21 protein-coding genes are annotated in these 25,521 nt (G+C 28.4%); 9 read left to right on the forward strand and 12 right to left on the reverse strand.

The window, feature by feature from the left end; translation table 11 throughout:
- Nucleotides 1-233: 233 nt before the first annotated feature.
- From HRT41_06020 to HRT41_06040, 5 genes are all read right to left on the reverse strand, one after another.
- Complete coding sequence (locus HRT41_06020; protein NQY23569.1) at nucleotides 234-1,577, reverse strand: amidophosphoribosyltransferase; 1,344 nt, start codon at nucleotides 1,575-1,577, stop codon at nucleotides 234-236.
- Between the two features lie 135 nt (nucleotides 1,578-1,712).
- On the reverse strand, nucleotides 1,713-2,486 hold the full coding sequence (locus tag HRT41_06025) for a 4-hydroxy-tetrahydrodipicolinate reductase (GenBank protein ID NQY23570.1): 774 nt from the start codon (nucleotides 2,484-2,486) through the stop codon (nucleotides 1,713-1,715).
- Between the two features lie 3 nt (nucleotides 2,487-2,489).
- The gene (gene trxB / locus HRT41_06030; protein NQY23571.1) at nucleotides 2,490-3,419 is read right to left on the reverse strand and encodes a thioredoxin-disulfide reductase; all 930 of its coding nucleotides are present in this window, start codon (nucleotides 3,417-3,419) and stop codon (nucleotides 2,490-2,492) included.
- 255 nt (nucleotides 3,420-3,674) lie between these two features.
- Entirely contained in the window at nucleotides 3,675-4,331 is a 657-nt protein-coding gene (locus HRT41_06035; GenBank protein NQY23572.1) for a response regulator transcription factor, read from the reverse strand.
- Nucleotides 4,328-6,484 carry a hypothetical protein gene (locus tag HRT41_06040; GenBank protein NQY23573.1) on the reverse strand — a complete coding sequence of 719 codons (2,157 nt, stop codon included), beginning with the start codon at nucleotides 6,482-6,484 and terminating at the stop codon, nucleotides 4,328-4,330. Before HRT41_06040 ends, HRT41_06035 begins: the two co-directional genes overlap by 4 nt.
- A gap of 185 nt (nucleotides 6,485-6,669) precedes the next feature.
- Here HRT41_06040 and alaS point away from each other — a divergent pair, with 185 nt between their 5' ends.
- From alaS to HRT41_06055, 3 genes are read left to right on the forward strand one after another with little or no spacing between them, the layout of a single operon-like run.
- The gene (gene alaS / locus HRT41_06045; protein ID NQY23574.1) at nucleotides 6,670-9,225 is read left to right on the forward strand and encodes an alanine--tRNA ligase; all 2,556 of its coding nucleotides are present in this window, start codon (nucleotides 6,670-6,672) and stop codon (nucleotides 9,223-9,225) included.
- A gap of 5 nt (nucleotides 9,226-9,230) precedes the next feature.
- The gene (locus HRT41_06050) at nucleotides 9,231-9,710 is read left to right on the forward strand and encodes a hypothetical protein (protein NQY23575.1); all 480 of its coding nucleotides are present in this window, start codon (nucleotides 9,231-9,233) and stop codon (nucleotides 9,708-9,710) included.
- Nucleotides 9,711-9,723: 13 nt separating this feature from the next.
- Nucleotides 9,724-10,227 (forward strand): C40 family peptidase, encoded by a 504-nt coding sequence (locus tag HRT41_06055; protein ID NQY23576.1) that lies wholly within the window; start codon nucleotides 9,724-9,726, stop codon nucleotides 10,225-10,227.
- Here HRT41_06055 and HRT41_06060 read toward each other — a convergent pair.
- From HRT41_06060 to HRT41_06070, 3 genes are all read right to left on the reverse strand, one after another.
- Entirely contained in the window at nucleotides 10,220-10,621 is a 402-nt protein-coding gene (locus HRT41_06060) for a VOC family protein (GenBank protein NQY23577.1), read from the reverse strand. The genes HRT41_06055 and HRT41_06060 overlap by 8 nt on opposite strands.
- Before the next feature lie 8 nt (nucleotides 10,622-10,629).
- Entirely contained in the window at nucleotides 10,630-13,113 is a 2,484-nt protein-coding gene (locus HRT41_06065; GenBank protein NQY23578.1) for a transporter substrate-binding domain-containing protein, read from the reverse strand.
- Nucleotides 13,114-13,178: 65 nt separating this feature from the next.
- Nucleotides 13,179-14,108 (reverse strand): AEC family transporter, encoded by a 930-nt coding sequence (locus tag HRT41_06070; protein ID NQY23579.1) that lies wholly within the window; start codon nucleotides 14,106-14,108, stop codon nucleotides 13,179-13,181.
- 350 nt (nucleotides 14,109-14,458) lie between these two features.
- Here HRT41_06070 and HRT41_06075 point away from each other — a divergent pair, with 350 nt between their 5' ends.
- The 3 genes from HRT41_06075 (at nucleotide 14,459) to HRT41_06085 (ending at nucleotide 18,467) form a co-directional block, all read left to right on the forward strand.
- Nucleotides 14,459-14,941, forward strand: a complete 483-nt coding sequence (locus HRT41_06075; GenBank protein ID NQY23580.1) for an RNA polymerase sigma factor — start codon at nucleotides 14,459-14,461, stop codon at nucleotides 14,939-14,941.
- On the forward strand, nucleotides 14,934-15,935 hold the full coding sequence (locus HRT41_06080; GenBank protein ID NQY23581.1) for a FecR domain-containing protein: 1,002 nt from the start codon (nucleotides 14,934-14,936) through the stop codon (nucleotides 15,933-15,935). The genes HRT41_06075 and HRT41_06080 overlap by 8 nt, the downstream gene beginning before the upstream one ends.
- Before the next feature lie 78 nt (nucleotides 15,936-16,013).
- Nucleotides 16,014-18,467 (forward strand): TonB-dependent siderophore receptor, encoded by a 2,454-nt coding sequence (locus tag HRT41_06085; protein NQY23582.1) that lies wholly within the window; start codon nucleotides 16,014-16,016, stop codon nucleotides 18,465-18,467.
- 81 nt (nucleotides 18,468-18,548) lie between these two features.
- Here the strand turns inward: HRT41_06085 and HRT41_06090 are convergent, their stop codons facing one another.
- Complete coding sequence (locus HRT41_06090) at nucleotides 18,549-19,496, reverse strand: 2-dehydropantoate 2-reductase (protein ID NQY23583.1); 948 nt, start codon at nucleotides 19,494-19,496, stop codon at nucleotides 18,549-18,551.
- A 70-nt stretch (nucleotides 19,497-19,566) separates the two neighbouring features.
- On the opposite strand from HRT41_06090, the gene maf reads away from it, so the two are divergent.
- From maf to HRT41_06105, 3 genes are read left to right on the forward strand one after another with little or no spacing between them, the layout of a single operon-like run.
- Nucleotides 19,567-20,118, forward strand: a complete 552-nt coding sequence (maf, locus tag HRT41_06095) for a septum formation inhibitor Maf (GenBank protein NQY23584.1) — start codon at nucleotides 19,567-19,569, stop codon at nucleotides 20,116-20,118.
- Complete coding sequence (locus HRT41_06100) at nucleotides 20,060-20,998, forward strand: DMT family transporter (protein ID NQY23585.1); 939 nt, start codon at nucleotides 20,060-20,062, stop codon at nucleotides 20,996-20,998. Before maf ends, HRT41_06100 begins: the two co-directional genes overlap by 59 nt.
- A gap of 52 nt (nucleotides 20,999-21,050) precedes the next feature.
- Entirely contained in the window at nucleotides 21,051-21,434 is a 384-nt protein-coding gene (locus tag HRT41_06105; protein NQY23586.1) for a hypothetical protein, read from the forward strand.
- A 68-nt stretch (nucleotides 21,435-21,502) separates the two neighbouring features.
- Here the strand turns inward: HRT41_06105 and HRT41_06110 are convergent, their stop codons facing one another.
- Genes HRT41_06110 through pheA form a run of 3 tightly spaced genes read right to left on the reverse strand, consistent with a single transcriptional unit; the run spans nucleotide 21,503 to nucleotide 25,508 of the window.
- Nucleotides 21,503-23,305 carry a 1-deoxy-D-xylulose-5-phosphate synthase gene (locus HRT41_06110; protein ID NQY23587.1) on the reverse strand — a complete coding sequence of 601 codons (1,803 nt, stop codon included), beginning with the start codon at nucleotides 23,303-23,305 and terminating at the stop codon, nucleotides 21,503-21,505.
- 9 nt (nucleotides 23,306-23,314) lie between these two features.
- Complete coding sequence (locus tag HRT41_06115) at nucleotides 23,315-24,427, reverse strand: histidinol-phosphate transaminase (protein ID NQY23588.1); 1,113 nt, start codon at nucleotides 24,425-24,427, stop codon at nucleotides 23,315-23,317.
- 13 nt (nucleotides 24,428-24,440) lie between these two features.
- Entirely contained in the window at nucleotides 24,441-25,508 is a 1,068-nt protein-coding gene (pheA, locus tag HRT41_06120; GenBank protein ID NQY23589.1) for a chorismate mutase, read from the reverse strand.
- Between the last annotated feature and the right edge of the window lie 13 nt (nucleotides 25,509-25,521).

The following is a 25,521-nucleotide window of genomic DNA, read 5'->3' on the forward strand; positions in this document are numbered from 1 at the left end:
TATACTCCATTTAGCGCAGATTATATCATATTATTTATAAAAAATTAATTTCTTTTTTAGATTTAATTCTATTTTACAAAGTAAGAGAATATACTAAAAATAAATATCTTTTTAATTTTAAGAAGAATAACACAAGGAGTAGAAAAGAAAGGAAATATAATAATTAATAATTATTTAAAAAGCATAAATAAAAATAGCTTTAAATTTTTAAAGCTATTTTTTTATGTTTGAAGCTATTTTTTTACGAAATAATCTCCATCAAAACTTTCCAATCCATAATTTCTATCCCCAATAGCATTGGTCAAGTCTTTAATAGATAAATACTCCAACGTATCAGCACCAATATATGCACAAACTTCATCTTTTGTCATACCAGCAGAAATAAGTTCATCTTTATTAGGTGTATCAATTCCATAAAAACAAGGAAATTTTATTTCAGGACTTGCTACTCTAAAATGTACTTCTTTAGCCCCTGCTTCTTTTAACATTCTTACTATTCTTTTTGAAGTAGTTCCTCGGACAATTGAATCATCAATAACTAATAAAGACTTCCCTTCTATTAATGATCTCATTGGGGAAAGTTTCATTTTTACTTTTAACGCTCTCATTTCTTGAGTAGGTTCAATAAAAGTACGTCCAACATAATGATTTCTGATAATCCCATATTTAAAAGGAATACCACTTTCATCCGCATAACCTAGTGCTGCTGGAACACCTGAATCAGGAACAGGTACAACCATATCTACTTTAATTTGATTGTTTTTATCATTTAAAGCTAAAGTTTTACCCATTTTTTCTCTGGTAGAATAAACTGTTTTTCCGTCAATTACAGAATCAGGTCGTGCAAAATATACGTATTCAAAAGCACAAGGTCTAAATTCAGGTTCAAATATTTGAAGTGACTCAGGTTCTTTTCCTTCTGCAAAAATCAACATTTCACCTGGATTTATATCTCTAATAAACTCAGCATCTACTAATTCAAAAGCACAGGTTTCTGAAGATACAATATAACCACCTGTTTTTATTTTTCCTAAAGACAAGGGTCTAATACCGTATCTGTCTCTAATAACAAACTGTTTTGAACGAGATTGTATAATAAAACAAAATGCACCAATAGTTTTTTCTAAAGCTTCTTTAATTCTGTCTCTTAATTTATCTTTTGAAGATTTTGCAATTAAATGCACTAAGTTTTCAGAATCAAGCCCAGATTGGAAAATAGCTCCATCATCAATTAACTCTTGCCGTACTTCATCTTTATTAATTAAATTACCATTATGAACTATAGAGATTTCACCCAATTTATATCTTGCGAAAATAGGTTGAGTATCATCTAGTGTATCCCCACCAGCAGTTGAATACCTATTATGACCAATTGCCATAGAACCTTCTAATAAAGCAAGGGTATCTTCTTTAAAAACTTCAGATACCAAACCTCTTTTTTTGTAGGTTTTAATTTTATTATTGTTTGAAGAAGAAATACCACTTGCCTCTTGACCTCTGTGTTGCATTGAAAACAAAGCTAAAGAAGCCATTCTTGCTGCATTTTCATTTCCGTAAATTCCAACTATTGCGCACATTTATTTTACCCTTTAAAATGAAAACAAAAAGTGAACGTTATGCACGTTTATAAAAGATTATAAACAAAATATCTTTTTATTTTCATTGCTATTTATTCTAGTGTTTAAAACGAAGTATACCCTAAATAACTAAATTTATAGTCCAAGACAATCATTAATTGAATATAATCCTGCTTCTTGTGTAATCAACCATTTAGCAGCTTTTATAGCACCTTTTGAAAAGGTATTTCTAGTAGTTGCTGTATGATGTAATTCAATAAATTCTCCATCATTATATAATCCAACAGTATGACGCCCAACTATATCACCACCTCTTAAACTCATAACGCCAATCTCATCTTTTGTACGTACGCCAATATCTCCATCACGTCCAGAAACTCTAACCTTATCTAGGTCTAAACCTCTAGCATTAGCTGCTGAATGAGCAAGTGTTAAAGCAGTTCCAGAAGGAGAATCTACTTTATATCTGTGATGTTGTTCCACTACTTCAATATCAAAATCGCCCAAAGATTTAGAAGCAAGAGACACTAATTTATTTAAAACAGCCACTCCCAAACTCATATTTGAAGCATATAAAACAGGTACAAGTTTGCTGGCTTCTAATAAAAGATTTTGCTGATGTTTGGAAAAACCAGTTGTTGCAATAACCAAAGGTTTTCTAAGACCATTCTCTACAATTTGTGTTAACAAGTCTTCGGTAGCTTCTGGTTTTGAAAAATCAATAATAATATCAGAACTTTCGCATAAAGTCTTCATATCATTTGTAATAACAGTACCTTCTGGCACTGTTTTATCTAATTTATTTTGAACATAACAAGCCGAAACTTTTGCTTCTTTATCAGTAGATAAATCATCAATTAATAAAGAGCCAACACGTCCTGTACTTCCTAAGATTCCTATGTTTATCATGTATTATCCTAAATATTCAATAATATTAATGGCTGCTGTTGAACCATCTCCAGCTGCACAAACAACTTGTTTAGATGCTTCAATTCGAACATCTCCTGCTGCATATAAACCAGGAACATTTGTTCTCATTCCTAAATCAACAACAATTTCACCTGCTTTATTTGTAGCACATAAAAAAGTTCCATCATCTTGTTTTAAAGAAGTATTTAATACATCCCGTCCTACAAAAACAAAAACACCTGGGGTTGGAAGATCTCTGATTTCACCTGTGATTTTAGATTTAACTTTTAAACCTACAACACCCATAGCGTCTCCATATACTTCTTCAATATCATGGTTTGTAACTTCTTCTAAGTTTTCTAATGCTTTCATATGAGCAATAGTACTGGGAGCTGCTCTATACGTATCACGTCTGTGTACTAAATATACTTTTTTACACATTTTTGCTAAATAAATTGCTTCTTCAATAGCAGTATCTCCACCCCCAATTACAGCTACTTCTTTTCCTTTATAGAAAAAACCATCACAAGTAGCACAAGTAGATACACCTTTTCCAAATAAAGCATCTTCGCCTTTAAAACCAGCACGTCTAGGAACAGAACCTGTTGCTAATAATACAGCTCTTGCTTCTTGTGTTTTTTTATCTGCTGTAGTAATAGTAAATATATCACCTTCTTTAGTAACTTTTGTAACTTCATTCATTTCATGTTTTAAACCAAATTGTTTACATTGTTCGGGCCATTCTTCCATTAGTGCCATTCCTGTAACAACTTCTTTTTGTCCTGGATAATTTTCAATTTCTGATGAAGTAATAATTTGTCCACCAGGAAGTCCAAGTTCAAACATTGTTACATTGTCTAATCCACCTCTAGTTGCATAAAGTCCTGCAGTAAGTCCTGCAGGTCCTCCTCCGATAATTGCTAAATCTAACATATACATTCCTTCTTTTGGTTTATCCTAAATGAAAATATACTTTATTCAATGAATATTTTGTGAATATATTCTCATTTAGAATAGGCGTAATAATACTCAAATTTAATTAAGCCTTTGTTTAATTTCTTTAAAGAAAAAGTCATAAAGGATAATTTTTATCCTTTGATAATATTTATCGTATTAAACAAGAATATTGCTTTTACTTTGCTTTAATTTAAAAACAAGAAAATAAACTTATATTTACTTAAGAAATTACTATACAATTTCAACGCTTTTATTTAAAGAATAACCATAACCTTTTACAATAGTAATACTCTCATAGGGGATTTTTTTTCTAAGCCTCTTGATAAGTGCTCTTATATTTGTTAAGTTGGTACTTTCGCCTTCCCAGACATACTCTTCAATTTCACTGTAGGTAGCTATATGATGTAAATTACTAGCAAATAATTCCAGAAAAAGTATTTCTTTTTTGGTTAATTCTACTTCTTCTTTATTGTGAAATAAAACTTTTTTTGAATAATCGTATTTATACTCTTCATTTAAAACAAGAACACTTTTTGTATTTACACATAATTTATTAACTTTTTGAATAAGCTCAAAGATAAAAAAGGGTTTTTTAATATAATCATCGCAGCCATATTCATAAGATCTACGTATATGATCTAAATCATGATTAGAAGAAATAATCATGCAAGGAATATGTTTATGATTAATTCTAATATATTCTAAAACAGAAATACCATCCATTCCAGGAACATTTATATCTAAAATAAAACACGAATAACCATTTCCAATTGAACCTAGGGCATCTTCTCCATTGTAAAAGTTATCTACTTCATAAGCTTCTTTTTTCAAAGCCTGTTTAATTAACTTTGCCAAACGTACATTGTCTTCTAATACTAGTATTTTCAAATTATTTGTCCTATTTTAATAGTAAAACATGCACCATCATTGATATTCTCAACCTTTATAGAGCCTGCCATTTTATCTTCTATAATCACTTTCGCCATATATAAACCCAAACCATGCCCTGTAACTTTTGTGGAAAAATAAGGCTCAAATATTTTTTTTATGTCTTTGTCTTTTATTCCGCCTGCATTATCTTGTACTTTTATAACTACATAATCTTTTTCATTGTATATATTGATATTGATATTTCTTTTTTTAAAATCATTTTTAAGTAAAACATCTCTGGCATTATTAATTATATTTAAAAAACTCTGCATAAATTCATTTTTAAATCCAAGAACCTCATCATTGGTATTTTTGTCTACCTCAATAGTAATATTAATATAATTAAAAACGATATTATGATTCATAATTTCAAGCATTGATCCAATCGCTTCTTTAACCGAGAAAATATGTTTAGAATAAGAAGGTTTTATGAATTCTTGAAACTCATTCATAGTATCATTCATATATTTTACTTGTTTAAAGATTTCTCCCACATAAGATTCTCTTTCATTTGTATCATTTTTAGAACTTGTGGGAGAGGAATAAAAGAGTTCTTGTGCAATAGTAGTTATTTCTACTAAAGGTGCTTTCCATTGATGAGCAATAGATGAAAAGATTTCACCCAATTCTGCAAGTTTTGATTGTTGTAAAATAAATTGTTGGTTTCTTTTTCTCTCAATTGCAATAGCTCTCTCAGCTGTAATATCCGTAAAAATACTAACCACTCCCGAAGAGCCTGTTTTTTTATCAAAGTATTTTTTTTGTTTTATGAGATAAATTTTATCATCCAAGTCTTTATCGCTGTATCTAAAGATAAAGTCTTTTCCTCGTTGTTTTTTATTCTCTTCTAAAAAATCCATTACTATATTTACTTTTTTATTTTTTTTAAAATCTTTTAATTTTTTATGCTGCAATTTTTTTAATTTTATATCAATCAAAGTACAAAACTTTATATTTGCATCTATAATTCTTTCATTTTCATCTTGCCAAAAAATAGGACTCTCAATTGCATTTAACATTACATTATCAAAATGTATTCTGGCTTTTAATTTCTTTTCTAATTCAAAACGTCTGTAAATATTTAAAACCAAAGCAAAAATTAGAATCATTAATAAAGGAGATAAAATGAATACATAATTAATCAAAGCTCTGTATTTATCAAAAAAGTTTTCATTTTTATTAATCAAAGTATAGTCTTTGATACTAAGAATAGGAAATAAATCAAAACGTAGAAGTTCTTGATAATTAAATATAATTTTACTGTCCCTAGAAAGTTTCACAACACTCTGCTCTTTTTTGATTATATCCAAAGCAAGTCTGCCTGAATTTTTTCCAAAAAGTTCTAAAGACAATACTTTTCCACCCAAGGCTCCTTTTCTTATAAAAAGTGAGTTATTGATAAATACGGGTAATAAAGAGTTTTTCAAAATCTTAGTTATTTTATTGTTATTAACTTCATTTTTTTTGTTCTTAGAAAGTTTTATAAAGAATACTGCTGCATTCTTTTCTTTTTTGGAGAGTATTTTTGCTAGCTCCTTTGTATTGTTTATTGACAAGTACTTTATATTTTGAATTGTATTTTTTAAAAAGAGTTTATTGTTTTTATTGCCTAAAGTGCTGTCTATTATATATAAAGTTTTAAGCCTTGGAATTAAGGTTTTAATTATTTGAACATTTTCACTCATGTTTTTTTTGATTAAATATACAGAGACTTTGTTTTGAAGCTTGAGTTTTTTAAGTTCTTCTTTTTTGTAAGAAAACAGTCCCAAAGCCAGTATTTTTTCACTTGTAAAAAAGTACTTATAGTTTTTTATAATAAATTTATACGCAAAATCATCAAGGGTAATAACTAAATCATACTGCCTGTTCTTCATCTGCACGGAATAGAGTTCTTTTAATTTATCAAAATACTCCGGCGAAACAATACGTTTAGAATCCATATACAAAACACTTATATCTGTATTCTTATCTTTACTGAGTATATTTTCAATTGCTTCAATGATTACATCGCTTTTAGTATAACCCTTATGATAAGAGTTTACAATCAAGATAGAAGTATTTGCAGATAAATAGCTAATAAAAACAGAAAAAATGAGAAAAAACCTAAACATATATGAATATCCTTTATAGTATTAAACGTAAGTATATAATATTTATCTATAAGCTTTTCTACATGCTATAGAACAAGGCTTCATAAGAAATATTATTTCTTATATTTGCACTAATTATACTTAAATGCTTATTTAGGTAAAATATCCAACTTAAAAAAAGATTAGATAAGAGATGGGATAAAAGAATGGATATTAGAAAAGAGTTTTTAGATTATTTTGAAAATAAAGGACACAAGGTTATTTCTTCTATGCCTTTGGCCCCAAATGATCCGACATTAATGTTTGTTAATGCTGGTATGGTTCAATTTAAAGATATTTTTACAGGCGCTGTTCCAAGACCTGAAAATCCGAGAGCTACTTCATGTCAACTGTGTTTACGAGCGGGTGGAAAACACAATGATTTAGAAAATGTTGGTTATACAGCAAGACATCATACACTTTTTGAAATGCTTGGAAATTTTTCTTTTGGAGATTATTTTAAAGAAGAAGCAATAAAAAATGCTTGGGAATTTATTACCATTAATTTAGAACTGCCTATTGAAAAACTATGGGTTACTGTTCATGACAGTGATGATGAAGCCTATGACTTATGGAAAAAACACATAAGTGAAGATAGAATTATTAAATTTGGAGATAAAGACAATTTCTGGTCTATGGGAGATACGGGTGCCTGTGGTCCATGTTCTGAAATCTTTTATGACCAAGGAGAAGAACATTTCAACGGCCCAGAAGATAAAATGGGTGGTGAAGGTGATAGATTCTTAGAAATTTGGAACTTAGTATTTATGCAATACGAAAGAAGCAAAGACGGAACATTAACGCCTCTACCAAAACCTTCTATTGATACAGGTATGGGATTAGAGAGAGTTATTGCTATTAAAGAAGGTGTATTAAATAATTTTGATTCATCAAACTTTTTGCCTTTAATTAACAAACTAGAAGAACTTGTAGGTAAAAAAACCACCAAAAAAACCATTGCTTCATACAGAGTAATAGCAGATCATTTAAGAGCAAGTGCTTTTATGTTATCTCAAGGAATACTTTTTGATAAAGAAGGAAAAGGGTATGTTTTAAGAAGAATTTTAAGACGTGCTGTAAGACATGGTTATTTACTTGGTTTTAGAAAACCATATATGGCAGACCTATATGATACATTAGCAAATATTTTAGGCGATCACTATACAGAGCTTAAAGAAAATGCTGCTTATGTAAAAGAACAACTTACGCTAGAAGAAGCAAGATTCTTTAAAACAATTGATTTGGGTATGACTTTATTTAATGCCGAACTTAAAAATACGAAAGATGTTTTTTCAGGAGAAGTATCTTTTAAACTTTACGATACTTATGGTTTTCCCCTAGACCTTACACAAGATATGTTAAGAGATGATTCTATAAAAGTAGACATAGAAAAATTTGACAGCTTAATGAGTGCACAAAAAATAAAAGCAAAAGCTTCTTGGAAGGGTGCTGTTGATTCTTCTTCAAGTGGAGATTTTAAAGCTTTATTAGAAAAGTATGGAGAAAATGAATTTGTTGGTTATGACAAAATTTCAAATGAAACAAAAATTCTTGCAATTTTAGATGAAAACTATAAAGAAGTATCTGTTTTAACAAAAGGACAAATAGCTTATGTTCTTTTAGAAAAAACACCATTTTATGCTACTTCTGGGGGACAAAATGGAGACATCGGTTTCTTGAAAAATAAAGAAGTATTAGCAGAAGTATTAAGTACTTCTAAATATTTCGGACTTAATTTATCTAAAATTCTTGTAAAAGCTGAAAATCTTAAACAAGGTCAAACAATAAATGCAAGTGTAATAAACAGAAATGAAGTTGAAAAACATCACAGTGCTACTCACCTTTTACAAAGTGCCCTAAAAACAGTTCTTGGAAAAACGGTTTCGCAAGCGGGTTCTTTAAATGATGCAGTTCGTTTAAGATTTGACTTTACCTACCCAAAAGCCATGAGCAGTTCTGAACTAAATGAAGTTGAAAACTTAGTAAATACTATGATTGCAGATGCTATTTCAGGAAATATTGAAGAATTACCTATAGAAGAAGCCAAAAACAAAGGTGCTATTGCTATGTTTGGTGAAAAATATGGGAAAAGTGTAAGAGTGGTTTCTTTTGAAGATGCCTCTGTTGAGTTTTGTGGGGGTACGCATGTAAACAATACAGCTGAGATTGGTTCTTTTTATATTGTTAAAGAATCAGGTGTTAGTGCGGGGGTACGGCGTATAGAAGCCGTATGTTCATTAGCAGCTGTTAAATATGCAAAAAACATTATTTCCAAAATGAATGAAGTACAAAAAGAAGTAAAAAACATTGATGTTCTTCAAGGAATAACAAAATTAAAAGATCAAATAAAAGCACTTAAAACAGAAGTAAATGAAGCCTTAAGCGCAGGTGCATCACCCTTAAAAGAAGAACTTGTTGGAGATGTTAAAGTTGTTGTAGATATTGTTACAACAGGTGATATTAAAAAAATAGTAGATGATTTAAAAAATGCCAATGATAAACTTGCTGTTCTTTTAATTCAAGCAAAAGGGGATAAAGTAATGTTGGTTGCTGGAAGTAAAAATACTTCTATTAAAGCAGGCGATTGGATTAAACTTATTGCTCCTATTGTTGGTGGTGGTGGCGGTGGTCGTCCTGATTTTGCACAAGCAGGTGGAAAAGATGTTAGTAAAATAGAAGAAGCAAAAATTGCTGCTTTAGCCTATGCAAAAGAAAAACTTTAGTACATATGAGTGATGTCTTTTCTTCTTTTTTAACTCAAATCGTATTTCTACATGTAATCTCTGCCATTATATGGTTAGGAGGAATGATAGTCTTACGATACGCAGTTCATTTCTCTATGCAAGAAATTCTTGAGCCCAAAATAAAAATAGAGAGAAGTTTACAAAACCTCAATAATTTTTTTAAATTACTAATTCCTTCTATAGTTCTTTTATTTATATCTGCACTTATTCTTATTTATACACTTGCTTTAAATCAAAGTACTTTATATTCCACTATAATACTTAAAGAAGTTATTTTTACTCTTATGACGGGAGTATTTATTTTGGTTTATATTAAAACAAAACAAGCCAAAAAAGCTTTTCTTATGGGTGAAATGTTAAAAACAAAAAACACCCTAATACTCATATCAAAATATTTAATTCCTTTAAATATTTTTTTAGGATTAATAGCTGTTTATTTAGGAGTAGTTCTAAGAGCTATTTAATAAAAGAGGTAAGATGAAAAAAACATTTTTTTTATTAATTTGTGTAAGTTTTCTTTTTATATCTTGTACTTCTACGCAAACAAAACAAATAACAGCTCCTAAAAAATTCTATACAAAACTAACTTATCAAAATAACAATATTTCAAGAGCTTTATTAGCCTATTTTAATACTCACAGAGATATTTCTTATAAACTAGGTGGTAATACAAACAAAGTACAAGACTGTTCTTCTTTTGTTCAAAAAGCCTTTAAACAAAGTCTTGATATATCACTACCGCGAACAACATATTATCAAGCCAAAAGAGGTTTTTTTGTCAATAAAAGGGACTTACAAACAGGGGATTTGGTTTTTTTCAAGCCTTCTCAAAAATACCGTCATGTAGGAATTTATTTAAAAAATAAAAAATTCATGCATATTAGTTCTTCAAAAGGTGTTATTATTTCTTCTTTAGACAATGTATACTGGGCCAAATATTATTGGAAAAGCAAAAGAGTTATTCCCTCAAGCACTAAATAAAATATTCTAAGTTTTCAAAATCCTCTTCTTTAAGCGATTTTAATCTGCTTTGCAAAGAACCCACATGTATTTCTATTTTATGCAAATCAGGATCTAAAAGATATAAAGATTTCCCTTCAGAGGAATTTTCTTTCCATAAATGAACTTTTTTTTCTAAAAGAAAAGTAACATATTTATCATAATCTTCCTCTTTTATATCAAAAGCAATATGAGAATAATCTCCTCTTGAATCAACGTCATCTGTATTCAAACAAAACCACAAATCACCTATTGATAAATAAGCACCTTTTTTCCATTTTGCATGTGCTTTAAAACCCAAGATATTAACATAAAAATAAAAGGACTTATCAAGATTGGATACAGCTAAAGTAATATGATTAAGGCCTTGTAACATAGACTCTCCTAAGCAATTATGGTTTTATTTTTACCTTCACTTTTGGCTTTATATAGGGCATTATCTACTCTTTTAAAAATACTATTAATACTGTCTTCTTTTGTGAACTGTGTTAAACCTAAAGAAATAGTTTGCTTTTCCACTTCTTCAAAATATTCTTTTTCTATTATCTTTCTAATATTTTCTGCAATAATATACGATTTTGCTGTATTCGTATGCTCACACACAATAATAAATTCTTCTCCACCCCATCTGGCAACTATATCAGATATTCTAACATTATCTTTTAATATTTTTGCAATATGTACTAAAACTTTATCTCCCACATCATGTCCATATTCATCATTAACACATTTGAAATTATCAATATCAATCATAATAATTGAAAAATCAACTTGATACCTATTAAATTCTTCTATTTTTAGTATCATTAATTCATCAAATTTATTTCTATTATATAAACCTGTTAGTTTGTCTTTTAAAGAAAGTGCTTCCAGTCTTTTTTTATCTGTAATATCTTGACAAATCGAGCGATAACCAATTTTTACTTTTTTATTGTAAATAGCTTCAATATAAATAGTAAATTCTTTTGTTTCTTTATTTTTTGTATAGTTTTTAATCTCACCAACAAAAGATTTCCCTTCTCTAAGAGTATTCCACATTTTTTTTGTAAATTCTCTAGTGGTACTTTCATGTTTTATTAAAACATGATTTTTTCCTAAAAGCTCTGCTTCTTTATATCCCAAACACAAAGAATAGGCTTTATTTAGATGGGTAATATTTCCTCTTAAATCTGTATTTAATATCAGTACATATTTATCTACCATTTCTTGTTTATCTTTAATTTCCATATTAGCAAGTATGAGTTTTCCATTAATACTTTTAACCGATCTGTTTTTATAAAAAATTGAAGATAAAATTATCAAAAAAACAACAGATAGTTGAGTAATCATTGTGTAATCAACAGCATTTTGATAATTAACTGAAATCCACTTATTGTTAATAGCTGTTTTTTCTTTTTCGGAAATATCTGCTATTATTTTGTTAAAAATATCATTTAAAAGAGTTTCATCATTTCTACTACCAATACTTAGTTTCCATTTTTCATCAAATTTTCCTGATATTTTTAAATTTTCGATATATTTATTTTGGATTACATAAGCAACCGAATATAAAGAACCTATATATCCAAATATTTCGCCATCTTTTACTTTTTCCAGCCCATCTTCAACACTTGAAACTTCGATTAATTCTAAAGAAGGATACTTTTCTTTTAATATATTAGCATATGCATAGTTTTTCGTAATTCCTATTTTTTCTTTAGGAATATCAGCTATTTTATTAATAAACCCTTGATTAAATCTGGTTGCTATGATTAAAGGAACCTCTAAAAATACTTTTGAAAAATTAAGATATTCTGATCTCTCTTTGGTATCCATAATTAAAGGAAACATATCACATCTTCTTTTTTTTGCATATTCTAAAGAATTGCTCCAGGAAGACGTTTTAATTAGTTTTAAGGGAATGGGAAGGTGATTTTGAAAAAGTTTTATGTAATCTGAGGATATTCCAATATGTTTGTTATTATCGATTTTTTCATAAGGCATCCAATCCGGATCAATACAAAAATTAATTCTTTGTTTATTTGTTAAAAATTGCCTTTCTTTATTTGTGAAAAACTCTTTTTGTTCTTTTACTTTGTTAACATTCATCCATTTTAATTTTAAATTTTGTAACTTTGTATAACCTACTTCTTTTTGTGCTTTTTCAAGAATATTTTTTAATATATTGTCTTTCTTAACACCCATTTTTAAAGCTGTATTATTGGGTAAAGAAAAATCACTCGCATTTACAATTTTCAAATTACTTAACCAAGAGTTTTCCATGTAATAAGAAAGTGAAGGCATACTTCCAATTGCAACATCTGCTTTTCCTAAAGAAACTGCTTCAACTGCTTTTTTTGTAGAAACAGTCAAAATTAAGCGAATCAATGGAAAATTTTTCTTCAAATATTCATGTAAAAAAGTACCACGGGTAAGAGCTAATTTTTTATTCTCTAAATCTTTCATCTTACTTATCTTTATACTTTTTTTAAGTAAAAAACCGGTGCTGTAACTTATATAATCAAAAGAAGTAAAATCAATATATTCTTTTCTTTTAGGTGTTACTGCTATATAAGGAATAACATCTATAGAGTTTGTTTTTAGCATGTCTAGATATTGAGACCATGAATAATTAAATATAAACTTAGGTTCTAAACCAATTTTTTGGGACAATAAACGTATGTATTCAACAGAATAACCTTTTGCTTCATTGTATTTAGTAAATCCAAAAGGGGGGAAATCATTTAAATGAGCAATTTTAAGATATTTTTTGTTTTTAAGATATTTTTTTTCTTCTTCGTTTAAAACTAAGTCTAAAGAATATAAATTATTTCCTAGAAAAATAAAGGCAATAATAAAAAATAATTTTCTTAAAATATAAGTACTCATGCAACAGTCTACTGAATTTAATTATATTTATTCTTAAATTAAAATAAATAATTTTTAAAACATTATTAAAAACCACCATATAAATAAACAAAGAAAGGAATACTAAGTACAGATACAAGGGTTGAGAGAAAGACAGTTAAAGCAGTTTTTTCTGGTTTTGCATTTAATAATACGGCTAAAGTAACTGAATTTCCAGCAAGGGGAACAATAGAGAATAAAAATAAAACCTTATATAAGTCATTGTTTAAAATTTGTAAAAATGTTTTATCTATATATATAAAAAACAACATTGCAAGTGGCCAAAAAATAAATTTTATAATAAAAGTAATGGTAATAAATTTTTTATCCCAGTTGTCTTCATTTCCTTTTAACCCAATAAGGCCCATTCCTAACATCATCATTCCTAAGATTCCATACGCCCCTTTAAACTGCGAAGTATAAGCACTCAATGTTTCTGGAATTTCTAAACCAATAATATTTAAACACAGTCCTAAAACAAAAGCATATAAAATGGGCAGTTTTGATATTTTAACAAGAGATTCTTTAACCGTGAAATTTCCTTTTGCTGTTACATAAAAACCAGTAGTACTCTCATACAATAAAGAAGCAAGAACAGCAAAAATATAAATATCAGCTAAAGCAGGAGGAAAAAAAATAACAGCAAGAGGAATACCGAAATAACCAGTATTTCCCGTACCTGCAGAAAAAGCCAAAATATTTCCTGTGGGATTATTCCAAGATTTTCCCCATATAAATAAAGCTAAAAAAGCGATTAAAGAACAAAAAATATATAAAAAAATGGGAATCATTGCAATTGCAAAATTAATTTTCACAGAAAGTGTTGCAGAAAAAACAACTATAGGTCCCAAAATATAGATCAATAAAGTGGCAATAGATTCTCGTTGTACCTGCAGTGATTTAGCAGCAACATAACCTAAAATGACATTAAGGTATAAGGGAAATATTTTAAGTAAGATTATAAAAAATAAAGACATTGAAAATCCTAGGTAAGTAATAAAGCTTATTATAACCTAGATTAGTTGAATAGAAGTAAATACGAAATCATTATATAAAAAGTATAGGGAGAAAGGATATGATTTATATGATTAAAAAATAATCGTATAATCGCTTTATTTAAATTAATATAAAAGGAGTTCATAAAAATATCAAATAAAACAACTCGTGTTTACTTCAACTGCTGAAATTATAATAAAGCTAAATGAACTAAAAGTGACATTTCAAAAAAAAAGAAAATATATAATATTTACTTCTTTTCTTTAATTTAAGTTTTTACTTATTATTTTATGATTATAATTCTCAGTATTAATCATAGGAGCTTGAATACATGTTATCGTATTATAAAGAATTATATTTTTATATTCAAAAAATTGTACGAGACAAAGAATATGCTAAAGATATCACACAAGAAACCTATGCCAGAGCGTTAGAATCTCATCCTAACACTCCTATTTTAAATAAACGTGCTTTTTTATATAGAGTAGCAAAAAATATTATTATTGACCAAGCAAGAAAAAATAATAAAAATCATCTTATTAATTTTGAAGAAGAACGTTTTATCTCAGAAGATAAACAAGCAGAAGAAAAAATACTGCAAATAAATGAAAATCAGTTTTTATTAGAAGAAATCCAAAAATTACCAAAAAAAAGAAAACAAGCTTTTGTTTTACATGTTGTTGAGGGTTACTCAAGAAAAGAAATTGCTGTTTTACTTAATATAAGCGTAAGTGCTGTTGAAAAACATATATCAAGAGCTTCTTTGCAAATAAAAGAAAGTTTAGAAAACAATAAGGATGTAGTGTATGAATAAAAGACTTTCAATACAAGAACAAGCCTGTATTTGGTTGAGTTTACAAGATGAAAAACACTCAAGCTTTAAACAAGAGGCATTATTATCATGGTTAAATGAAAAAGAAGAACATTATTTTGCTTTTGAAAAAGAAAAAAGTTTAAAAAGAAAAATTAAAAATTTATCAAAGGATATACTAAAAGAATTAAGCCAAGAAATATTTGAAGAACTTAAAATTGAGAAAAAAAGAAAGAATTTATTCAAAACCATACTACCCTACACAATTGCTGCTTCTTTACTTTTATTATTGTCTTCTGGAATATTCACTTATTATAAAAAAGAAGAAATATTATTTCAAAGAAGTTATATGAGCCAACAAAAAGTTATTAAGAATATACTTTTAAAAGATCAATCTATTATTTCTTTAGATTCTAATACAAAACTGAGTATTAAATATTACAAAAACACAAGAGAAGTCAATTTAGAGCAAGGGAGGGTTGTTTTTTCTGTACATTCTAATAAAAGTCGCCCTTTTATTATAAAAACAAATCATACTAGTATTGAAGTCCTTGGAACAACATTTGAAGTTAGCAATATTAATGGTTTTGTGAATATAAAAGTAAAAGAAGGAAAAGTAAAAATCGCTAAAATTTACAATATTAATAAAGAAGGAAAAATTTTAGCTCTTTTAAAAAAAGGAGAAAAAATATCCTTAAATAAACAAGGAGATGTACTTAAACTTACCCATCTAGATGTCAATACCATCGCTTTATGGGAACAAGGAAAATTAATATTTGAGCAAACTCCTTTAAAAGAAGTTATGAATGAATTTGCAAAATATTTGGATATTAAAATTAATTTTGAAAACACTTTACTCGAATCTTATTTGATTTCTGGAGAATTTGATGTTAATGGTTTTGATAATTTATTAACAACCCTTCCTTTAATTCACCCCATACATATAAGAAAAAATAAAAATATTGTCTACATAAAAAACAAATTTCAAAATAAATAGATTTTTTTGTCTGTTTTTTTTTACTTTCACGTCTTCCTTTCTAAGAGAACAATTCTCATAATCATTACAAGGATATAAATGAATCTATTTAAAAGCTCTGTGATTGCTCCTGGTCTTGCTTTATTACTGTATGCAAATACCTTAAGCGCGCAATCATATACTACAAATACCTCTTCTTTAAAAGAAGCTATTCAAGAAATCTCTAAAATTGCTAAAATACCTTATTTAGTAGATAGCAGTATTTTAGAAAACAAAGTAAGCAAAAAAATCACCAAAGTAGAAGGTTTAAAAAATGCTTTAGATCTCTTATTAAAAAACAGTGGTTTAGAAGCAATAATTAAAGACAATACAATAGTTATTAGAAAAAAACTACTCCCTACTAGTTCAAAAGCAGACATTACTCATGAAGTCTTGTCTTATGAAGAAAATGCCTATGAAAACATAAAAGGCTATATTGCAAGGAAAAGTTCTACAGGTTCTAAAATGAACATGGATATAAACAAAATACCACAAAGTGTAGCCGTTATTACCAGTGATTTAATGAGAAGTAGAAATGCTCAAACCATTAATAATGCAGTATCTTATACCTCTGGAATTTCACAAGAGTACGGTGAAAATGGAGATATAAGGAGAAACACAGATACAATAAGAGCCTCAGGGATGTTGGCCTCTTCTACTTTTTTAGATGCTTTACAAGTACCTTTTTTGGGATATTTTGGAAGAATAACAGATATTTATTCTTTGCAAAAAGTTGAAGTTTTAAAAGGACCTTCTTCTGTATTGTATGGAGCAAGTTCACCTGGTGGTTTATTAAATATGCAAAGTAAAAAACCAAACCTTGAGGATAAAAATGAAGTGGGAATAGCAAACGGCTCATTTAATTCAAAATCTATTTTTGCAGATTTAAACACATCTCTTAATAAAAATATTCTCTTTAGACTCACCGGAAAATACAAAAAATCCAAAGGAGAAGTTGATTTTGTAGAAAATACAAACTATTTTATAAACCCTGCTTTTACTTTTTATATTAATGATAATACGACGTTAGATGTTTTAACTTCTTTTTCAAAGAATAATATGTTAGCCGCTTCCTATTTATCAGGAAATACAGGAGAATTAGTATTCCACAAAAATATATTAAAACATTATTCCCATGTACAAACAAGTGCGGACTCATTAAACAATGCAAATCTTTCTAGCCGTATGTACTTAGGAGATGCAAAAGATGATAAATTAAAAAGAAGTACTCAAAGTATTACTACTTTATTAAAGCATAAAATCAATGATTCTTTAAGCATTAATTCTAATCTTAGAATAGAAAAAAACAAAGGTGAATATATTCAATCCAGACTTGATAACAATTATTTACCTACCATGATTGGAACTGCAAATTTAAGTACCATTAGAATGACAAAAGATAAAGAGCTTAGTTCTTTAGACAGTATTTCTTTTGACAATAATATTCAATATTCTTGGCAAACAAAAGATATAACGAATCAATCTATGATTGGAATAGATTATCATCATCAAAAACTTGAACTGGAAGGTTATGAGGATATCTTATTTTTAGTTGATTTGTTTAATCCTTACAGCACTCAAAACATTGCAAAAAATTCTCAAATAGATAAAAAAGAGACAGAAAGTATTAATAAATTAGCTTTCTATGCACAAAATCAAGCCATTATTAATGACAGAATCATTTTATCCACAGCACTAAGATATGACAAAATCAAGCAAATAAACGATGATACTTTTAATGATACAAAACAAAAACAAAAAGATACAAATCTTTCAGGTAGGATTGGATTAGCATATGCTTTTGATAATGGGTTTAGCCCTTATATTTCCTACTCTACATCTTTTGTAACCAACCCAGGGACGAATAAACAGAAAAAACAATATGTGCCTTCACTTGGAAAACAAATAGAAATAGGGGCTAAATATAAACCTAAAAATATTGATGCTTTACTCTCTTTCTCTTTTTATAATATCAAAGAAGAAAATATTCTAAGCTCTGATCCTACAAACAGTACAAGTGAAAGTTTTCAAATACAAGATTCAAGCTCAGATATAAAAGGAATAGAAATAGACTTATCTTTTCAAACCAGTAAAAATACCAATATTATTTTTTCATTATCTAAAATATCTGCAAAACAAAGAGATACTACTAATGCAGAACATGAAGGCAGAGATATGGAGAGAATTCCAGATTTAAGTCTTTCTTTATGGGCAGATTACACCTTGAAAAATACAGCACTTGGAAATATAACCCTTGCTTCTGGAATAAAATACATTGGTAATATCAAACACTATATTACAGATTCTTTTGATCCTTTAAAAAAAGAAGATACTATTGTCTCTGACTCTTATTTGCTTGTAGACAGTAGAATCTCAAGCCAATACAAAGATTTTAATTTAAGTTTTGCCGTAAACAATGTTTTTGATAAAACCCCAGAAATTGATCCAACTATTGTACGAAGCACTTTTTTACAAGGAAGAACCTATAATATAGCTATGACTTACAAATTCTAAAGCATATTTATTTAATTATTACAAACTTTATTTTTACTGTTTAAAAATAAAGTTTTGTATTTCAGATTTATATATTTTGAATTATTTCTGTCTTGTTTTATTGTATAAAAATTCTAAAACAGTAGAAATACTTCTTGTATAAGGGGCATCAAGGCCTTGTACTTCACAGTATTTAATCACACTTCCACAAATTTCTTCTAATTCTAAATCTTTATTATTGTTTTTATCTATCCACATGGAGGGTTTAATTGAATCGAATTTTTTCATTAATTCAAACATTTCATCAACCTCTTTTTGTGTTATTCCTAAATTTAATGCTTTAGATGCAATTCCTGCTTCTTGCATTAATCCATATACAAGTTTAGAGGTTTTTTGGTTGTTTATTAAAACACCCGATTTCTCTTCTAAGAGTGCACAAGAAGCACTTACTCCATTATTAATAATTAGTTTAAGCCACAACTCTTTTATTATATTCTTTGAAAGTATTGTTTGAGTTGGCGTTTCATCTAATATTTTTTTTAAGTTATTTAGAAAAATTTGATTTTCCTTATTAGGTACTAATGCACCTAAAATAGTCTCCACTTCGCCTTGGGATTCTACTAATCCAGGCTTTACTATATGAGCGGCAATCAAACGTGTTAACCCACCAATAATAAACTCTTTTTTTATATTTGTACTAAGTATATTCTCATTTTCAACCCCATTTTGTAAAGATACAATATAAGGAATTTTTACTGAGTCTTTAAACCAAGAAGACAATTCTAAAGAAATTTTTTCTGTTGACATAGATTTTGTTGTAAGAAAAATAACATCAATGTTTGAAAAGTCTTTTTTTATTAGCTCTTGCATTGAACAAACATTTATATTTTTTTCAATCCTAAATTTAGGATGATTTAATATGAGTGTATTATTTTGTAAATATTCTAGAGTTTGGCCTCTTGATACAAACTGTACCTGATGTTTTTGCTCTTGCAATAAAAGCCCATAAAAACTCCCAATACCACCTACTCCAATAACAACAATATTCATAAAAATCCTTGAATAATTTTTAAGTGTATTATATATAAATAGAGTATAATTCAAATAAAAAAGGTAGATTTTGTTAAGACTTGGTTCAAACTCAATAACACGTGCAAATATATTAAACAGTTTTGATATCAATTTTGTTCAAAACGGTGGAAGTTTTGATGAAGATTCTATTAAAACTAAAGATCCAAAAAGTTTTGTTTACCAAGCAACACTAGGAAAATACAAAGAATTGTACGCTAAATATGGTGTTAATGATATGCCCCTTTTAGTTGCCGATTCAGTTGTAACAGCTAATGGGGAGTTATTAAGAAAAGCAAAAGATGAAACAGATGCAAGACGTATGTTAGAACTTCAAAGTGGAAATAAAACGTCTGTAATTACTTGTATGATTTACAAATCAGAAGATATAGAAATTATTGATATTTCTATTACTACTTATACTTTTTCTACTTTTGATAAAAAAGATATGGATGAATATATAAGCTCAGGAGAGTGTTTTGGAAAAGCTGGAGCTATAATGGTTGAAGGTTTTTGTAAACCTTATATAAAAGAAGTTAAGGGTTATGAATCCTGTGCCATGGGGTTATGCATTGAAAAACTTCTTCCTTTTTTGGAGAGTTAATACCATGTCAAATAATCATTTAAGAGCTATTTTACTTACAGCACTTGGTATATTTATAATGAGTTTTGAATCTTTGTTAATTAAATTAACATCTATTTCTTCTTTAAGTTATTCTTTTTATATAGGAATTTTCATGTTTTTTTCTATGAATCTTTTATTATTTAAAAAAGAAAAGAAAAATTTTCTAAGTGCTTATACCAGCGGCTTTTTAATTATTTTACTTTGTGGTGCTTTTTTTGGTCTGTCCAATATCTTTTTCATATCTGCTATTAAAAATACCTCTGTTGCAAATACTGTTATGATATTAAGTGCCTCGCCTTTGTTTTCTTCTATATATGCTTATGTATTTTACAAAGAAAAAAGTACTAAAAATATTTATATTTCTTCCTTTTTTATTTTCCTTGGTCTTTTTGTAATATTTTATTCTCAAAATCAAGAAAGTACAATGATTGGAAATTTTTACGCATTTTTATGTGCCAACTTTTTTTCTTTGGCTTTTGTATTTTTATCAAGATATAAAAAAGTAAACAGACTTGCAGTAACCTCAAGTTCTGGATTTTTTACTTTTTTTATTGCTTTAGTTTTTGCTCAAAGTTTAGAAATAAATACAGATAATTTGTATATATTAATCCTTGCAGGTTTATTAATTGCTCCTGCTTCTAGGCTTTTAATTGCCGTTGGAACAAAAACATTACCTGCTTCTGAAATAAGTTTATTAATGATAGTGGAGACCATAATGGCACCTATTTGGGTTTGGATGTTTTTAAATGAAGTTCCTGCTACTAATACTTTTATTGGTGGAGGAATTATTTTATTAACCCTTGTTCTTAACTCTTTATATTTAATTCGCATTAATAAAAAGAGTCTAACAACACTTTAAAGCAGATTATTTTATCATAGAGAACAAATAATTATTTTTTAAAAGGATATTTTTGAAAGAACAAGCAAAACAATTTTTTTCACAATATGGAAGTACTTTTGATTCTTGGGATATGGAAAAGTTTTCTTCTTTTTTTAATGAACCTTTTATTTCTGTACGAGGAGATGGTAAAAGCATCATTATGAATACTAACAATGATGCTAAAGTTTTTTTCACCTCTGTTTTAAGTAAATGGAAAAAAGATGGTTATGTTAAATTTTCTACAAAAGATTATGAAGTTATTAACTTAGGAATAAAAAGTATGTTGGTTACGTTTACTTGGCAAATGATGGGCAAAAATAATGTAGTAATCAAAGAATGGAAACAGTCTTATAATCTAATCAAAAAAGAGGATACTTGGAAAATAATTATGTCTACTTTTCATATTGAAAACTAAAAAAATTATTGTTAGGAAAGAGTAGTTTAAAATTTAAAATAAATATTCAAAACTACAATAAAAAAGATTTATTTTATCTTTTTTACCAGCTGGTGGGGAAGTAAACCTAAACCTTCTTCTACATCAGGCGTATTCCCATGTTCAATAAAATAGTCTTCATACTCAAAAGAGGTAACTTTTGCTTGAACATTATCTTCATTTAAAAATTCTAAAATAGCTGAAGCAACCCCACCTTGTTTTTGAGAATCAGAAAACACATACCAATCATTGTATTTTAATGCTAGGTTTTTTAACATTTCTGTATCCAGTGGTTTTACAAAACGTAAATCTACTATTGCAATATCTTCTTCATGTAGTTTTTCAGTTTCACACGCTCTTCTAACACCTGCTCCATATCCAATAAAAAGTTTTTTACTTGTTCCGTCTTTTAATAATTGTGCTTGACCTAAAATATAAGGGTCATTGGGATATTCAAGGTTTTCAAAACTTCCTCTTGGGTATCTTAGTGCACAGGGTTTATCAAGTGTATAAGAAAAATGAACAGCATCAATTAATGTTTTTTCATCTCTTGGTGCCATTATTATCATATTGGGTAAATATCTTAAATAAGAGATATCAAAAGCCCCTTGATGGGTTTCTCCATCAGCTCCAACCGTTCCAGCTCTATCAATTGCAAAAACAACAGGTAAAGCCATTAAACATACATCATGAATAATTTGATCAAAACCTCTTTGTAAAAAAGTAGAATAAATCGTAATAAAAGGTTTAAAACCCTCTTTAGCCATTGCTGCCATAGATGTAACGGCATGTTGCTCAGCAATTGATACATCCCAGAAACGCTCGGGAAACTTATCCATAAGTTTTGAAATTCCAGTACCGCCTGGCATTGCAGCGGTTACTCCAACTACATTTCCATGTTTAGAAGCTAAATCACATAAAGCATCTGCAAAAATAGCAGTTGCACTTTTTGGTGCTGGTTTTTTAACAAACTCACCTGTTGTTTTATCAAAAGGACCTACTCCGTGCCATTTTTCTAATTGGCCTTCAGATATTTTGTATCCTTTTCCTTTTACTGTTCGTGCATGAACAATAACAGGTTTACCCAATGCTTTTGCAAGTTCTAGCGTATCAATAATCTCTGCTAAATCATGCCCATCAATGGGACCAATATAATCAATTCCCATTTCTTCAAATAAAATACCAGGTGTTATTAGTTTTAAAGAAGCTTCCATTCTTTTAGCAATATAAGAAGTTCCTTCTGGCATATTATTTTTAATAAACGTATCTACCTTACCTTTAAAACTCTGATAGTATTTTCCAGCCAATAATTTTGATAAATGTTTTGAAATTGCACCAATAGGTTTAGCAATTGACATTTCATTGTCATTTAAAATAATAACAACAGGAAGTTTAATATCACCTAACTCATTTAAGGCTTCATAAACCATTCCAGCTGTCATGGACCCATCGCCTATCATTACAACAGGGATATTATCCACTTTTTTTAATTTAAAGGCTTTAGCAGCACCCACTGCTAAAGAAATAGAAGTAGAGCTATGTCCTGCTACAAAATAATCACTTTTATGTTCTTTTGGTTTTGTAAATCCAGAAAGTCCACCATATTGCCTTATGCTCTCAAATTCATCCCATCTGTCATTGATTAGTTTATGGGCATAACACTGATGAGATACATCATAAATAAAAGGATCTTTTTTTACATCGAATACTTTATGCATAGCAACTGTTAATTCAACAGCACCTAAAGTTGATGAAAAATGTCCACCTTTTCTTGATACAACATCAATAATTCTGTCTCTGATATCTTGACAAACTGTTTTTAGCTCTTCAAGCTCTTTATTTCTAATGTCCATAAACTGTCTTTATACTGATTTTGTTTCTTCTAATACTTCTGTGAGTATTTTAAGAACTTTTTCATTTTGAGAAGTGGTACCAATAGTAATTCGAATAGCATTTAATCCATAAGCACTTAAATCTCTAATTATTATACCTCTTTGCAGTAAAGCTTGCGCTACATCTGATGAAATATATTTATTTTCGAATTTAAAAGTGATGAAATTAGTATACGATTCAATATAAGAAAAACCTTTTTCTTTGGCATATTCTTCATATTTTTTCATTTCAATAAAATTTTTAGCTATGCATTCATTTACAAACTCTTCGTCTTTTAACGCTTCAATACAAGCAAGTAAAGACAAAGTCGTAATATTAAAAGGAGGACGTAGTTTTAATAAAGCTTGAATGATTTCTTTTTGAGCAATACCATAACCCGTTCTCATTCCACCCAAAGAATACGCTTTTGAAAAGGTTCCTAAATAAATACAATTAGGATATTTAGAAATTAAATCTTGAGCTTTTATTTCCTTTTTACTGTCTTTGAATGTTGCGAATTCTTGATAAGCTCCATCAATTACAACTAAAGTATCTGAAGAAATTTCATCTAAAAAAGTATATACATCATCTTTATCCAAACACTCACCTAAGGGATTATTAGGTAAACACAAAAAAATCAAAGAAGGTTTATGTTCTTTATATAAAGCTAAAAATTGATCTAGGTTATGTTCATCGTCTTTTGTTTGTATGATTTTACAACCCGTTTGTTTTGCATAAATTCCATACATAGCAAAAGTAACTCGGCTCATTAGAACAGAAGAATTTTTATCACATTTTGCTTTTACACAAAAGTCCAAAATTTGATCACTTCCTGCTCCAATAATAATATTTGAACTTTGTACATTAAATTTACTTGCTAATCCTTCTTTTAATTCATACATAGAATCATCTGGATACATAAACATATTTTTTGCATGTTCTTGTACTTTTTTTACTACTTTTGGTGAAGTACCATAAGGATTTTCATTAGAAGCCAATTTGATAATATCTTTTAAATCAATTCCATATTCACGAACTACCAATTCAATTGGTTTACCTGCTTCATATATTTTACATTCATCTAAAACTTTATTAAAATTCATTTATATTTCCCTTTTAAATATCGTCAATTTCTTTTACATATGAGCCTAATAATTTTATATGCTCTCCATGTTTTTTAAAAATACCGCTTACATTTTCATCGTCTTTATGCCCATTAAAATCAAGAAAAAAGATTGATTGCCCATCAACAATATGCGATTTTATTTTGGTAATATTAATTCCTGCTGCATCAAAATCAGTTAAAAAACCTACCAATGCCCCAGGAGTATGTGGTAGTTTTGCTAAAACGCTTGTTTTATCATTTCCAGAACTTGCATTTTCAAAATCACTTACAATAAAAAATCGTGTTTTATTATTGTCTTTATCTTCAATATTTTCAAATAATATTGGTAAATTGTACATTTTTGCACCCACATGAGAACAAATTGCTGCACTATTTGCTTCAGTAAGAGCAAGTTTTGCAGCTTTAGTAGTTGATTCAATAGGTATATGCTCAACTTCATCCAATCCAAAGTTTTCTAAAAAACGTGCACATTGATCAAAAGCAATGTCTTTTGAATAGATTTTTTTAATATCACTTACTTTATCACAAGTAGTTGCAAGCGTATGGTGAATATCTAAAACTACTTCTGCAATGATTTTTAAATCGTATTTATTTAAAGAAGAAATAGTATCTGATACTATTCCATTAGAAGAATTCTCAATAGGAATTACTCCAAATTTTGCTTTTTTGGTGCTTACTTCTCTGAAAACACCCTTAATAGAAGAAATAGAAATATAAGAACTCATAGCTCCAAACCTGGCTTCCGCCGCTTGATGAGTAAAAGAGCCTGCAGGCCCTAAATATGCAACGTTTTCTGGTAATTCTAGATTCCTAGAAATTGCAAATACTTCTAAAAACAATGCTTCTATGGCAGCTCTGTTTAATAAACCATCATTTAATTTATCCAACCTGTCTATAATTGCTTTTTCACGTTCAGGGCGGTAAATTGAGCCACCACTTTTTGCTTTTAAGGTACCCACATCTTTTACAATTTGCATTCTTTCATTAAGTAATATTAATAATTGATTATCTATTGAGTCCAGTTTGTCTCTTAAAATTATTAGTCCTGATTCATCCATAAATATTCCTTAA

The organism is Campylobacteraceae bacterium, from assembly GCA_013215945.1.
Lineage (GTDB): Bacteria > Campylobacterota > Campylobacteria > Campylobacterales > Arcobacteraceae > NORP36.

Coding starts and splice junctions, on each gene's coding strand:
- HRT41_06110 (NQY23587.1), bottom strand. CDS start 23,305: ATGGACATTAGAAATAAAGAGCTTGAAGAGCTAAAAACAGTTTGTCAA.
- trxB (NQY23571.1), bottom strand. CDS start 3,419: ATGTTAGATTTAGCAATTATCGGAGGAGGACCTGCAGGACTTACTGCA.
- HRT41_06070 (NQY23579.1), bottom strand. CDS start 14,108: ATGTCTTTATTTTTTATAATCTTACTTAAAATATTTCCCTTATACCTT.
- HRT41_06100 (NQY23585.1), top strand. CDS start 20,060: ATGAATCCTGTGCCATGGGGTTATGCATTGAAAAACTTCTTCCTTTTT.
- HRT41_06055 (NQY23576.1), top strand. CDS start 9,724: ATGAAAAAAACATTTTTTTTATTAATTTGTGTAAGTTTTCTTTTTATA.
- pheA (NQY23589.1), bottom strand. CDS start 25,508: ATGGATGAATCAGGACTAATAATTTTAAGAGACAAACTGGACTCAATA.
- HRT41_06020 (NQY23569.1), bottom strand. CDS start 1,577: ATGTGCGCAATAGTTGGAATTTACGGAAATGAAAATGCAGCAAGAATG.
- HRT41_06025 (NQY23570.1), bottom strand. CDS start 2,486: ATGATAAACATAGGAATCTTAGGAAGTACAGGACGTGTTGGCTCTTTA.
- HRT41_06090 (NQY23583.1), bottom strand. CDS start 19,496: ATGAATATTGTTGTTATTGGAGTAGGTGGTATTGGGAGTTTTTATGGG.
- HRT41_06080 (NQY23581.1), top strand. CDS start 14,934: ATGAATAAAAGACTTTCAATACAAGAACAAGCCTGTATTTGGTTGAGT.
- HRT41_06060 (NQY23577.1), bottom strand. CDS start 10,621: ATGTTACAAGGCCTTAATCATATTACTTTAGCTGTATCCAATCTTGAT.
- HRT41_06065 (NQY23578.1), bottom strand. CDS start 13,113: ATGAGTACTTATATTTTAAGAAAATTATTTTTTATTATTGCCTTTATT.
- HRT41_06085 (NQY23582.1), top strand. CDS start 16,014: ATGAATCTATTTAAAAGCTCTGTGATTGCTCCTGGTCTTGCTTTATTA.
- HRT41_06115 (NQY23588.1), bottom strand. CDS start 24,427: ATGAATTTTAATAAAGTTTTAGATGAATGTAAAATATATGAAGCAGGT.
- HRT41_06075 (NQY23580.1), top strand. CDS start 14,459: ATGTTATCGTATTATAAAGAATTATATTTTTATATTCAAAAAATTGTA.
- HRT41_06050 (NQY23575.1), top strand. CDS start 9,231: ATGAGTGATGTCTTTTCTTCTTTTTTAACTCAAATCGTATTTCTACAT.
- alaS (NQY23574.1), top strand. CDS start 6,670: ATGGATATTAGAAAAGAGTTTTTAGATTATTTTGAAAATAAAGGACAC.
- HRT41_06040 (NQY23573.1), bottom strand. CDS start 6,484: ATGTTTAGGTTTTTTCTCATTTTTTCTGTTTTTATTAGCTATTTATCT.